Source organism: Streptomyces sp. TAA040, assembly GCF_000424845.1.
On sequence record NZ_AUKR01000042.1, the window covers coordinates 1 to 10,851 of the forward strand.

Consider the following 10,851-nt stretch of genomic DNA (forward strand, 5'->3'; position numbering starts at 1 on the left):
CACCGGCGTCGGCCCCGGCCCGCGTCGAACCAGACGGCCGGCCGTCGGCACCGGCCGCACCGCTGCCGACGGCGGGCATCGGGCCGTACCGACACAACCACACACTGTTCGTTCTCATCGATCCGGACGCCCTCGACCACGGTGTTCTCCGCCGTCAGGGTCCGCTTCCATATGCTGAAGAGGGACACGCCGTTTTCCTGCTTGATCAAACTTGAGCTCAGACACCTCAAGGATCACAGGAAGCGGCGTGTTTCCCATATCGGCCCAGGCCACGGCACCCACACATACGGCAGGAGAGCCCAAATACGGCTAAGAACCCGCGCGCGTCGATGCCGTCGCTCTACTCTGGGAGAGTCCCATTCCCGGCCCCGGGAGGAGCGTGCGACTCGTGCCCTACCTTTCCGTCACAAGTTCGGCGGCGTTGTCCGTCGTCCTTTCGGCCGCGACCGGGTTGGCGACCAACCTGTTGACCGACGAGCTGTCCTGGGCACTCGGCACGGGCCTGGCGGTGCTCGTCGTTCTCTCCGCTGGACTGGCCTGGGTTCAGGCGCACGGCGCGTCGACGGGCGGGCGAACCGAGGTCCGTCAGGCGGTACGCAGTGGCGGCTCGATCACCGACGGGCGAGTTACTGCGCGCGGAGCGGCTACCGTCACCGAACGAGCCCGACGCAACGGCCGTATCAGCCGTTCCACCGTGCAGGCGCGCGACGCCAGGGTCGTCCGGGATGCCAAGAAGGGCACCATCGACGGTCAGCAGACGGACGCCCGAGGGTGACCGCGCTCGTCCGGGCCGACGGAAACGTCCTCGTCGACCGGGAGGAAGCGCTGGCGGCGTTCCATCGGCTGTGCCGGGATCCGCATGAGCGGCTGCTGTTCGTGTACGGCATGGCCGGGCAGGGCAAGACCACGTTGCTCTCGCATCTGGTGGACACCCTCGCTCCCGCTCACGGACTCACGGGGAATCTTCTCGACCTGGAGCACCTCACCGACTTCGAGGCGAGCACAGCCGACGGCATCGCTTTCGCGGGGCGCGCGCTGGATGCCGTAGCCCGGTGTTTCGAGATGCACAGCGGGACGGTCCTGAAGGAATACCGCCGAAGCCGCGGCATCGCGGCGGACACCGTCCGCAATTTCCTTACCTCCGTGCCACGCCTGCGGCTGCGCCAACGGGCGTCCCGCAACAGTTCGATCTCCAATGTGTCGATCTCCTGGGAGGGACACAGCGACGGGCGCCGCCTGGCCCTGCTGCGGGACAACGAACTCAGCCGCATGACCGAGGCATTGTTACGCGGCGTGGCTGCTCACCGGGGCGAACTTCCGCCCGGCGCCCGCCACATGCTGTGCATAGACACCTCCGAGCGCCTGCACTTCCTCGACGGGAGTGCAGCCGACCGGGCGGACGGCGGCAACGGCGTCCGCCACTGGCTCGTGTCCGACGTGCTGGCGAACCTGCTCGACGCGTGGCCCGGACTGGCCGTCGTACTGGCGGGACGCGAGCCGCTCACCCCGCCTGCGGGGCATCGCGCCGAACAGGTCCGGCTGGACGCGTGGCGAGAGCACCACACTCACACCTACCTGAGCGCCCACGGCATCACCGCACCCACAGCGGCCCGCTCCGTGCACCAGCTTTCCGGTGGGCTGCCCTTGTGGGCGAACGTGCTCGCCGAGATCTGCGCGACAGCCGGATCCCCGGCCTCGGACCTTGTGCTGCCGACGTCCGCCTACGAGCCGGATCCAATGTGGACCTCGAGGGTTCTACTCTCCAGGCTTCCGGAGAAGCGCCGCCGGGTAGTGGCCGCAGCTTCAGTCCTGCGTCGCATCGAACGTGACGCCCTTGTCGCTCTCCTCGATGCCGTGGACCCGGCTCACGCGGCCCTGGCCGGTCGCGCTGCCCACGTGCTGGAAGCCGCCGGAGACCAGGGCGGCGAGCCGCATGCCGACGGCCTGTCCGGCAACTGGTTCGAAGACCTCTGCTCATACAGTTTCGTCCACAGTCAGCGCACCCCATCCGGCGGGTTCGAGCACCGCATGCATCCGCTGGTGCGAGGCGCGCTCCTCTCCTACCTGGAGCGTGAACAGACCGGTCAGCTGCGCATCCTGCACAAGGCGGCCACCGGCCACCACCACGCAAGGGGCAACTGGATGGACGCGTTGTTCCATGCCCTGTCGACCGGGGAGGACGCGGCGATGGCAACCTGGAAGGAACAGCTCGACCTTGCCCTGTCCCGCTACGACTTCAGTACCTCTCTGCGCCTTGTGGAACTCGTCGTCTCCGACGATGCGGGTCCGGCGACGGCCGACCGCGCGCAGCTCATGGTGGAGGCACACATCGCGGCGGGACGGATCGCCTTCTTCCAGATGCGCCTCGACGACGCCGAGATCAGTTACCGCCGCGCCCGGGACATCGCCGACGAGGGGGGTGACCGCGTCGGGGCAGCCACAGCCCTTCTACACCTGGCTGAACTGAGCCACCGCAGACTGGACGTGTCGAAAGCGGCCGAAGCGGTCGACGACGCGTTGATCTTGTTCGAACGGGAGCACCATGTGCGAGGGCGCGCCGAGAGTCTGCACCGGCTGGGACATCTTCGGTTGGCGCACATGGACATCGCCGGAGCCAGCCAGGCGGCCGCCGACAGCCTCGTCCTGTTCCGCGCCCAGGGTGACGCGCTGGGCCAGGCCCGCGCCCTGGAGTTGCTGGGGCACATCCGGCTCGGACAGGCCGACCTCGCGGGTGCCAAGGAGCACATCAAGATCTCGCTCACCCTGTACGACCGCGAGGAAGACTTGCGTGGCCTTGCTTCCACCCTGGGGCTGGTCGCTGACATCTCATTACTCCAGGGATACGTAGCGGAGGCCACCGAGGCGGCGGACCGGGCCCGAAGCATCTACCGACAGACCGGTGACGCCTTCCGCGAGGCAGGAGCGGTGCACATCTTCGGCAGGGTCCGGCTGGCGGCGGGCGACCTACTTGGGGCGGAAAGCGACGCCCGCGTCGAATTGTCGGTGCACGAACGTACGGGCAACCGGCTCGGGCAGGCCAATGCCCTGCACTTGCTCGGCACCGTCCATCTTGCCGCCGGACGGACCGATGAGGCGGTTCAGGCGGCACTCGGCGCCCGCACACGGTACGAAGAGGTCGGAAATCCCCTGGGTGCGGCACACGCGATGCAACTCCTCGGCCGAGTCGCCCTTGACGAATGCCATGAGGCCGACGCTGAGCCCCTGTTCACGCATGCCCTCGATCAGTACCGGCGGGTCGGGAATCCGCTGGGAGAAGCCGACGCCTTGTACTGGCGCGCCATGTGCGAAGAACGGCTCGGCAGACCTGCTGATGCCCTGGCCGACGCAGAGGCCGCCGCCGACATCTACGCCAGGCTGGGCGGCAATCGGGGGCTGGGAGAGAGCGCATCCCTGGCCGCCCGACTGCACCTGGCTGCCAGCCGCTCCGATCGCGCGGAACTGCGGCTGCGGCAGGCACGCAAGGCGTTCCGGCTGATCGGCAACACGGAGAACGAACCTACTGCAGGCGGCTGCTGATACTGCAACAGAAACAGGGAGTCCATTGGATGGCGTCCTGCGGCCGCTGGACGACGCCACTCGACCTCGACCTCGACTTCGTTTCGACCGAACCGAAGCGGCCTCATCGAACGCTTGAGAACCGCGAACGGCGAGATCTGCAAGTCTCATGCCCAGCCAGCCCTCCATGACGGACATGTCCATCACGCGAATGAGCAGCTCAGACACCACGACCACCGACTGAGCTGCTCATAAACCAGGGGGCCGGCCGGTTCTCCACGTCCTTACCGGCGAGGATGCAGGCCGTCCAAGGCTGGCGGATCGTGATGCCCCGGATCCAGGTGCCCGGGTCGGCGGTGTGGGTCTCGCTCATGCCGCCCGTCCCAGGGTGCTGGTGCCCGGCCGTCCGGCGCGGCGGCCGTTGATGGAGGGCACCGTGGCGTGCTGCGGTCCGGCGAGGATGGCGCGGCCGGTGTGCTTGCCCTCGTACATCGCGGCGTCGGCGGCTCGCTGGAGCACGCCCAGGTCCGTCGTGCCGAGGACGTCGGGGGCAGCGGCGCCGACCGACGCGGCGACGTCGACCAGGGCGCCGTCGTCGACCTCCACCGGCTGCGCGAGCAGCGCGGTGAGCTGGGCGAGACGGAGCTCGCGGCGGGCAGGTGCGATCCGGACCGTTGCGGCGAACTCGTCCCCTCCGAGCCGGCCGACCGCCCCGCGGCTGCCCGCCCAGGCGGTGAGCCGGGTCGCGGTGGCGGCCAGGACGCGGTCGCCGGCGGCGTGCCCGCCAGGTCCGTCGTTGATCTGCTTGAAGTGGTCCAGGTCCACCAGGACCGCCAAGGCGCTGGCGCGGTACCGGTCGGTGATCTGCTGGGCCCTGGCGGTGTAGCCGTCGCGTCCGAGCAGGCCCGTCAGCGGGTCGCGTCGGGCGGCGGACAGCTTCCGGTGCAGCGCGAGCGCGTGCACGGTCCAGCCGGTCAACGGCACGGCGAGGCTGGTGATGAGTAGAGCGCGTTGCCCGATCGGGCCCTGTGCGCGCACGGTGAAGGCCATACTGGTGACTCCCTCTCGTCTTGTACGGGATGGGTAGGCCCGAGGCAGGCGTCGGTTACCAGGCCGTGAGCGCCTGCCTCGGGGCGTATCTACAGCTCGTAGCTGCTCGTGCTGGTCCAGCTGAACGGGTCGCGCCAGGGGCCGGCCTTCGCCGCCGGGGCGGTGACGCTAGAACGGCGGCTCGTCCGGCCGGGTCGGAAGCGGCAGGAGCGGGTTGCGGAGCTCGCGCCGGTCCGACCAGCAGGGGCACGCCTCCATCTCCGGAGTCGCCCCACTGACCCACCGGCCGCCCGCGCCCCGGCAGCCGGGGCAGGAGCGGCGGGGGCGGGGCGAGAGCGTGATGCGGTGCCGGTCGGCGTGCAGCTGCCAGCGGCCGGCCTTGCGCACGGTGGTGGCCGTCGCCGCGGCGAGCGGGACGGCGGCGGCCAGCAGCAGAGCGGCGCTTAGGCGGCGGGCCACCAGCGGGCGGCGGGGGATGAGCACGGGCGGTTCCTCCACGGGGCGGTCGTCGGCACGCACGACGCCCTCCGACGTGCTCGTCGGCGGGCGTCGTGGGGTGGGGTTCAGAGGCGGTGGATGCGGCGCAGCACGGCGGCGACTTCGGGGCGCTGGGCGGCGATGCGGGCGGCGTCGATGGTGCGGGCCGGGCCGGTGGCGGGCTCCGGTGCTCGGGGTGCGGGGACGGTCGGCTGGTTGCCGTTGGTCTTCACGGGCGTTCTCCCTGTGGGTGGAGGGTGGTGGCGGCCGGGCGCAGGACTGGCCCGCCGGCGGCGACGCCCAGCAGGACAGCGCCGTGGCAGTGGTCGGGCTCATCGGAGTCCGGGAGCGGGCACCAGCAGGCGAGGTCCCGGCCAGCAAGCTCGGTGCGGGCGGCGGCCACCAGCTTGGGGTGGCTGCGCAGATGAGGGCGGTAGGCAGCCGTCGCGAAGCGGCGCGCGGCCTCGGCGGTGGGGAAGTCGCCGATCGGTGACCCGAGCGGGTGCGTCACCAGCCAGATCCCGGACCGGGAGCGGATGACGCGGTTGGGGTTGCCCCACCGGGTGCCGCGCCCGACATAGACAGCCCCCGGGGGCATGCCGGGCTGGCCCTTCCGGCGCGCGCGCTGGAGGCGGGCGGCCATCACGCACCACCGGCATAGACGCGGCCGTCACGGTCGGCCGCAGAGTGCGTGCGCACGCCCGTGAGGTAGTCGAGGACCACCCAGAGCCGTTCGCCGGCGGGGCCGAATTCCGAGGCGGTGATCGAGACGTACGTGCCGTGGCTGATCTGGTTGTAGAGGCGGTGGTCGAGGCCGGGCCACTGGGTGGCCATGTCCGCCCGGCTGATCCGGCCGCCGAACGCGGTGACCGGCTCGCCGTCGCGGGTCGTCGCGGTGACCGGCTCGTCCTGGACGCCGCCGTGACGGTAGTCGTTGATCCGGACCGTCAGACCAGCGGCGTGCGCGGCATCGACCAGGCGGTGCAGCAGCTCGGCGTCGGTGACGACCAGCTCGACCGCGGCGCGCTGCTCCCACCACAGGCCGTCCACGCCGGTGCCGGCGCACCCGGGCTGGGAGCAGGTGGTGATGTATCCGGCGCGGCACAGGGCGACGAGGGTGGGCACCAGGTGCTCGGTCTCCTCGTCGGGGCCGTAGCGGGCGGCGTAGCCGGGGCGGGAGGCGATGGCGCCCTCCAGCCACAGGGCCATCAGCTCGCCGAGGTCGGCGACGGTTCGGGCGGACTTCCAGCGGCGTCGGTCAGCGCGGGTCATCCACGGGAGTTTCGGCATGTGTGCACTCTCCTGATCGGGGCGAGGAAGTTGGTGTCCACGGCCGGTGTCCGGCCGGGAGTGGTGCTTGCCGGGGTGCCGGTGGGAAGAATGGGAGGGAGAGGAGGGGTGGTTATGGCGTGGTTTCGGCGGCGGCCGGACTTCTACTTCGATGAGGTGACCGGCGACGGCGTGATCTGGCCTGCGGGCACGGATGAGAAGGGCCGGGTGTACATCGATGTCGAGGAGCCCGTTGAGGTGCTGATCGACGGTGTGGTCATCGATGGGGAGATCTGGGACGCCTACGTTGATCGGGATGGCCGTCTGCGGCTGACGGAGTATGAGGTGCAGGGCTAGGTGGCAGGTGTTCACTGCTGGATGCGGGTGCGGGCGATCGCGCCGCGGGTGGTGATGCTCTGGTGGTGCTGGGTGACAGCGCCCCGGTAGTGGTGGTGGGTGGTGGGCGGGGCGGCGGTGCGGACGTGGCGGATGACCGTGCCGATCGCGATGGCGACGGCGCTGATGCCGACGAAGGGCACAGCGATGGCGGCGACGCCCCAGATGGTGAGCTGGGCGAGGCCGGCCGTGGCGACGTAGATGCCGACGCCGGTCAGGGCGGCGAAGCAGCCGAGGCCGATCCCGGCCACGGCGACGCCGGCGGCCCATTCGGGGACGACGCGCCGGTCGGGCTGGTGGACGGGCGGACTGTCGCCGTGGGCGGGGACGGGGGTGGTGTCCCGGTTGGCCGTGGTGAGCGGGGTGTGGGGGTCGGGGGCGTAGGCGGCGGCGATCAGCCGGGCGGCCTCAGCTTCGGCGTTGGCTTGGGTGTGCGGCTCGTTCGGTGCGGGGGTGCTCATGAGGGGCCTCCTGGGTGCGGAATCGGGTGCGCCCTCCCCGCCGGGGCGACGGGGAGGGCGCGGTGGCGGCGAGGTGCTGCCGGTCAGTCGGGAAGGGTGTAGATGCCGCGGCCGGCGCGGTGGAGCTGGCAGCTCGTGCAGAGCTGGCTGGCGGTGTTGCTGACCGTGGCGGGCTGGACGTCCTCTAGGCGCTCTTGGATCTCGCGGAGCTTCATCGCGCCGTGATCCGCCAGCAGGTCGAGGATTCGCGCTTGCACGGTGGGCGGTCCGGCCGCCGCCTGCGGGGTGCCGAGGAGTTCGTCCAGGCCGTCGTCGATGTCGTCCGGGTCGTCCTGGTCGTCATGGTCGTCTCCGGCGAGGAGCTGCTCAGCGTGCGCGAGGGCGCGGGTGTGCTCGGCGTCGAACACGGCCTGTTCTTCGGGGGTGAGGTGTGGGGGATGGGGGCGGATTCGTAGAGCTCGATCAGGCGGGTGTACTGCTTGTTGGCGTCCTTGTCGGCGCGCCAGACCCGCATGCGGGTGAGACGTCCCTGCCGGGTCAGGTTGGCCATGTCGGCAGTTGTGGGGCCCGGTGGTGTCTCGTCACCGCGGAAGGCGGCGTCGACGTCGTCGCCGCCGAAGGTCTCCGGGACCGGCACCAGGTCGACGCCCGGAGGGAGGATCCCTTCGGTGGCCATGTGGGAGGTGGTTCCGCTGGTGGTGCGGCCCAGCCACACGGTTCCGGTCTTGGCATTCGCACGGAGCTTGACCTTGTCCCCGAGATCAGCGGAGTGGATGCCCTGCGCGGCGAAGCGGATACCGAAGCCCATCTTCCGCCCGGTGATCTGGAACTTGCTGATCAGACCGAGCACCCAGGTCTTGAAGGCCGGCGGGATGTCCGCCTCGGCCTCCTCGGCCAGGATGAGGTTGAGTTCATCGACGGTGATGATCGCCAGCCGCCAGGGATCGTTGATGCTGAACGCCCCCCAGCCGTTGGTGCTGGAGACTTTCTGCCGGTACTTGGCGACGGCGTAGGCGGCGGCGAGCGCCGCGGCGACCGCGGCGATACCGGCGCCGAAGTGCGCGACGCGGCCGTTGGCCTCCGGCAGGCTCATCCCGTCTTAGGCGTCCGCCACGATCGAGACCACGCCGTTGATCCGCTCGGCGATCAGCAGGGTGTTCAGCGCCACGCTCTTGCCCGCGCCGGGAGCGCCGACGAACAGGTCGTTCGTGGCTCCCAGACCGGGCTTGTACAGGTTGATGCGGGCCGGTCGGCCGTCGTGCTGGAGGCCGAAGGCGATCTCACCGCGGTCGTTCATGGTGAGGTCGTCGGCGGTGGCTTCGCGGATGGTCAGCAGCGGGTGGGTCTCGTAGACGGAGATGATGCCGTCGCCCATTCCGTTGGTCTGGCAGACCACGAGTTCCAGGTCGTCGATCTTCAGGGCGCGGGCGATCGCCTGGTTGGGCAGGCGCAGTACCTCGTCGGCGGCGGCGCGGACCCGGAACGCCAGCCGGTTCGGCTCGACCTTCGTCTCCAGCAGGTGCACGCCGTCCAGGGGACCGCCGGGTTTGGCCAGGCGGGCGCGCCACAGCGCGGCCAGGTCCGGGTCGATCCCCTGCCCGCCGCCTGGCCCTTCGCCGTCCCCGAGGCTGTCGAGGTCGAGGGTGGTGCGAGCGGTGATCAGCTTGTGGCCGGGGCCGTGTCCGGGCATCGGCTCCAGCGTGACCGTGCCCTCGGGCAGGTCCCACACCGCGGCGAGCGCGGCCGGGGACAGGTGCGGGACGGTCTTGCCGGGTGGGGCGACCAGGACAGCGCGGAAGTCGGGGCGGCCCGGGTTGAATCGCCCCGGTTCGAATGGAGACTCGATTTCGTGAAAGGATCGAGTCATGGCACGACCTTCCCGTTACCCGCTTGAGCTCCGCCGTCGCGCGGTGCGCATGGTCGCCGAGGTGGGCGACGACTACCCGAACGAGACGGCCACCCTGCAGGCGGTGGCCGAGAAGCTCGGCATCGGCTCCCGCGAGACACTGCGGAACTGGGTGAAGCAGCACGAGATCGATGCGGGGACACGTCCGGGGGCGACGACGGAGGAGTCCGCCCAGCTCAAGGCGTTGAAGAAGGAGAACGCCGAACTGAAGCGGGCCAACGAGATCCTGAAGGCCGCGGCGAGTTTCTTCGCGACCGAGCTCGACCGGCCACACACACGCTCGTAGCGTTCATCGACGAGCACCGGGACCGCTTCGGCGGCGTCGAGCCGATCTGCAGGACGCTCACCGAGCACGACTGCAAGATCGCCCCTTCCACCTACTACGCCCACAAGAAACGCCTCAAAGCTCCCTCCGCCCGTTCCGTGCGCGACGAGGAACTCAAAGAGCGCATCCAAGAGGTCCACACGTCCAACTACCGCGTCTACGGGGCCCGGAAGATCTGGCGCGAACTGAACCGGCAGGGACATGCCGTGGCCCGCTGCACCGTCGAGCGCCTCATGCGCGAACTCGGCATCACCGGCGCCGTCCGCGGCAAGAAGGTGATCACCACGCTGCCCGGGGGGCAGGCCGAACGGGCGCCGGACCTGCTGGACCGCGACTTCGTCGCTGCCGCCCCGAACCGCTGCTGGGTCGCGGACTTCACCCACGTGAAGACCTGGACCGGTGTCGTCTACGTCGCCTTCGTCGTGGATACGTTCTCCCGCCGGATCGTCGGCTGGTCCGCGGCCACCGTGAAGGAAACGGTCTTCGTCCTGGACGCCCTGCAGATGGCCGTGTGGCAACGTGACCGCGACCAACACCCGGTTCAGCCAGGCGAGTTGATCCACCACTCGGATGCCGGGTCGCAATGTCTTCCCGGCCGCGGCGGGGCCGGTGACGATCAGTGAGGGCCGGGCGGTGGTCTTCTGGTGGCGGCCGAGCAGCATCAGGGTGCGGACCTGGGTGGCGAGGGTGTTGATGGCGGGGGTGCGGACGGTGACGAACGCGGAGTGGTAGGCGAGGCGTTCTTCCGTGCTGCGTGGGGCGTCGCCGGGCTGGGGCGGGGTGGGGGGTGGGGTGGTGGCGAAGTCCTCCCAGCCCTGCCAGGTGGTGATCGGCCACTCCGGTTCGCTGTCATGGGCGTCCGGCCACGCGCCGTCGGCGCGTGTGCGGGCAGGCTTGCTTGCCGGGCCGGCGGTGGTGATGTGCGGGCGGGTGGTCACCAGTTGAGGGCTTCCTGGGCGGGGTCGTAGAGGCCGAGGCCGGTGTAGGGGACGGGGGCATCGGCGGTGTCGCCGCCGGGTTCGTCCTCGCCGTCGGTCTGCTCTGCGTCGTCGGGGAGATCGTCGAGGCTGTCGTCGTCCCAGCCGTCGGCCTGCTGTGGGTCCGGAGGGCGGGTGGCGGCTGTGGGCGGGGGTGTTTTCAGGCTCTCCTGCCGTATGTGTGGGTGCCGTGGCCTGGGCCGATATGGGAAACACGCCGCTTCCTGTGATCCTTGAGGTGTCTGAGCTCAAGTTTGATCAAGCAGGAAAACGGCGTGTCCCTCTTCAGCATATGGAAGCGGACCCTGACGGCGGAGAACACCGTGGTCGAGGGCGTCCGGATCGATGAGAACGAACAGTGTGTGGTCGTGTCGGTACGGCCCGATGCCCGCCGTCGGCAGCGGTGCGGCCGGTGCCGACGGCCGGCCGTCTGGTTCGACGCGGGCCGGGGCCGACGCCGGTGGCGCGACCTCG

At 70.3% G+C, this 10,851-nt stretch carries 15 protein-coding genes and 2 pseudogenes; 7 read left to right on the plus strand and 10 right to left on the minus strand.

Annotation, left to right across the window (positions count from 1 at the left end; genetic code table 11):
* A pseudogene (locus tag H300_RS32695) lies at positions 1-188 on the minus strand (ISL3 family transposase); the annotation flags it as partial.
* A 200-nt stretch (positions 189-388) separates the two neighbouring features.
* Between H300_RS32695 and H300_RS0120995 the strand changes: the two are divergent.
* Positions 389-775 (plus strand): hypothetical protein, encoded by a 387-nt coding sequence (locus tag H300_RS0120995; RefSeq protein WP_028428966.1) that lies wholly within the window; start codon positions 389-391, stop codon positions 773-775.
* The gene (locus H300_RS0121000) at positions 772-3,537 is read left to right on the plus strand and encodes a tetratricopeptide repeat protein (protein ID WP_028428967.1); all 2,766 of its coding nucleotides are present in this window, start codon (positions 772-774) and stop codon (positions 3,535-3,537) included. Before H300_RS0120995 ends, H300_RS0121000 begins: the two co-directional genes overlap by 4 nt.
* Before the next feature lie 348 nt (positions 3,538-3,885).
* Here H300_RS0121000 and H300_RS0121005 read toward each other — a convergent pair whose 3' ends face one another.
* The 5 genes from H300_RS0121005 to H300_RS29550 all read right to left on the minus strand — a co-directional run bounded on the left by H300_RS0121005 (position 3,886) and on the right by H300_RS29550 (position 6,315).
* Positions 3,886-4,566 (minus strand): GGDEF domain-containing protein, encoded by a 681-nt coding sequence (locus H300_RS0121005; protein ID WP_028428968.1) that lies wholly within the window; start codon positions 4,564-4,566, stop codon positions 3,886-3,888.
* Positions 4,567-4,734: 168 nt separating this feature from the next.
* Positions 4,735-5,085 (minus strand): hypothetical protein, encoded by a 351-nt coding sequence (locus H300_RS0121010; RefSeq protein ID WP_486583982.1) that lies wholly within the window; start codon positions 5,083-5,085, stop codon positions 4,735-4,737.
* A gap of 44 nt (positions 5,086-5,129) precedes the next feature.
* Complete coding sequence (locus H300_RS31645; protein ID WP_158678418.1) at positions 5,130-5,276, minus strand: hypothetical protein; 147 nt, start codon at positions 5,274-5,276, stop codon at positions 5,130-5,132.
* Complete coding sequence (locus tag H300_RS28395; RefSeq protein WP_078516198.1) at positions 5,273-5,686, minus strand: DUF4326 domain-containing protein; 414 nt, start codon at positions 5,684-5,686, stop codon at positions 5,273-5,275. Before H300_RS28395 ends, H300_RS31645 begins: the two co-directional genes overlap by 4 nt.
* Complete coding sequence (locus tag H300_RS29550) at positions 5,686-6,315, minus strand: DUF6919 domain-containing protein (protein ID WP_158678419.1); 630 nt, start codon at positions 6,313-6,315, stop codon at positions 5,686-5,688. The genes H300_RS28395 and H300_RS29550 overlap by 1 nt, the downstream gene beginning before the upstream one ends.
* A gap of 132 nt (positions 6,316-6,447) precedes the next feature.
* Between H300_RS29550 and H300_RS0121030 the strand changes: the two genes are divergently transcribed.
* Positions 6,448-6,669 (plus strand): hypothetical protein, encoded by a 222-nt coding sequence (locus tag H300_RS0121030; RefSeq protein WP_028428971.1) that lies wholly within the window; start codon positions 6,448-6,450, stop codon positions 6,667-6,669.
* An 11-nt stretch (positions 6,670-6,680) separates the two neighbouring features.
* Here H300_RS0121030 and H300_RS31960 read toward each other — a convergent pair whose 3' ends face one another.
* From H300_RS31960 to H300_RS0121050, 4 genes are all read right to left on the minus strand, one after another.
* Positions 6,681-7,169, minus strand: a complete 489-nt coding sequence (locus H300_RS31960) for a hypothetical protein (protein WP_028428972.1) — start codon at positions 7,167-7,169, stop codon at positions 6,681-6,683.
* Between the two features lie 83 nt (positions 7,170-7,252).
* Positions 7,253-7,384: a hypothetical protein gene (locus H300_RS32700; protein WP_486583983.1), complete on the minus strand. Its 132-nt coding sequence runs from the start codon at positions 7,382-7,384 to the stop codon at positions 7,253-7,255.
* Positions 7,381-8,262: a hypothetical protein gene (locus H300_RS0121045; RefSeq protein ID WP_028428973.1), complete on the minus strand. Its 882-nt coding sequence runs from the start codon at positions 8,260-8,262 to the stop codon at positions 7,381-7,383. The genes H300_RS32700 and H300_RS0121045 overlap by 4 nt, the downstream gene beginning before the upstream one ends.
* Before the next feature lie 6 nt (positions 8,263-8,268).
* Positions 8,269-9,036: a hypothetical protein gene (locus tag H300_RS0121050; protein ID WP_028428974.1), complete on the minus strand. Its 768-nt coding sequence runs from the start codon at positions 9,034-9,036 to the stop codon at positions 8,269-8,271.
* Between H300_RS0121050 and H300_RS0121055 the strand changes: the two genes are divergently transcribed.
* The 4 genes and pseudogenes from H300_RS0121055 to H300_RS32710 form a co-directional block, all read left to right on the plus strand.
* A complete protein-coding gene (locus H300_RS0121055; protein WP_028428975.1) occupies positions 9,035-9,361 on the plus strand; it encodes a transposase in 327 nt (108 codons plus the stop codon). The two genes, H300_RS0121050 and H300_RS0121055, sit on opposite strands and share 2 nt — an antisense overlap.
* Before the next feature lie 5 nt (positions 9,362-9,366).
* On the plus strand, positions 9,367-10,023 hold the full coding sequence (locus H300_RS31965) for an IS3 family transposase (protein ID WP_486583985.1): 657 nt from the start codon (positions 9,367-9,369) through the stop codon (positions 10,021-10,023).
* Entirely contained in the window at positions 10,010-10,132 is a 123-nt protein-coding gene (locus tag H300_RS32705) for a hypothetical protein (protein WP_486583984.1), read from the plus strand. Before H300_RS31965 ends, H300_RS32705 begins: the two co-directional genes overlap by 14 nt.
* 520 nt (positions 10,133-10,652) lie before the next feature.
* Positions 10,653-10,851: pseudogene (locus H300_RS32710) on the plus strand (ISL3 family transposase); the annotation flags it as partial.

Excerpts from the sequence above, each read along its gene's own strand:
- H300_RS0121030 (WP_028428971.1), top strand. The coding sequence starts at position 6,448 with ATGGCGTGGTTTCGGCGGCGGCCGGACTTCTACTTCGATGAGGTGACC.
- H300_RS31960 (WP_028428972.1), bottom strand. The coding sequence starts at position 7,169 with ATGAGCACCCCCGCACCGAACGAGCCGCACACCCAAGCCAACGCCGAA.
- H300_RS28395 (WP_078516198.1), bottom strand. The coding sequence starts at position 5,686 with ATGGCCGCCCGCCTCCAGCGCGCGCGCCGGAAGGGCCAGCCCGGCATG.
- H300_RS0121055 (WP_028428975.1), top strand. The coding sequence starts at position 9,035 with ATGGCACGACCTTCCCGTTACCCGCTTGAGCTCCGCCGTCGCGCGGTG.
- H300_RS29550 (WP_158678419.1), bottom strand. The coding sequence starts at position 6,315 with ATGACCCGCGCTGACCGACGCCGCTGGAAGTCCGCCCGAACCGTCGCC.
- H300_RS0121005 (WP_028428968.1), bottom strand. The coding sequence starts at position 4,566 with ATGGCCTTCACCGTGCGCGCACAGGGCCCGATCGGGCAACGCGCTCTA.
- H300_RS0121045 (WP_028428973.1), bottom strand. The coding sequence starts at position 8,262 with ATGAGCCTGCCGGAGGCCAACGGCCGCGTCGCGCACTTCGGCGCCGGT.
- H300_RS0121050 (WP_028428974.1), bottom strand. The coding sequence starts at position 9,036 with ATGACTCGATCCTTTCACGAAATCGAGTCTCCATTCGAACCGGGGCGA.
- H300_RS32700 (WP_486583983.1), bottom strand. The coding sequence starts at position 7,384 with ATGAAGCTCCGCGAGATCCAAGAGCGCCTAGAGGACGTCCAGCCCGCC.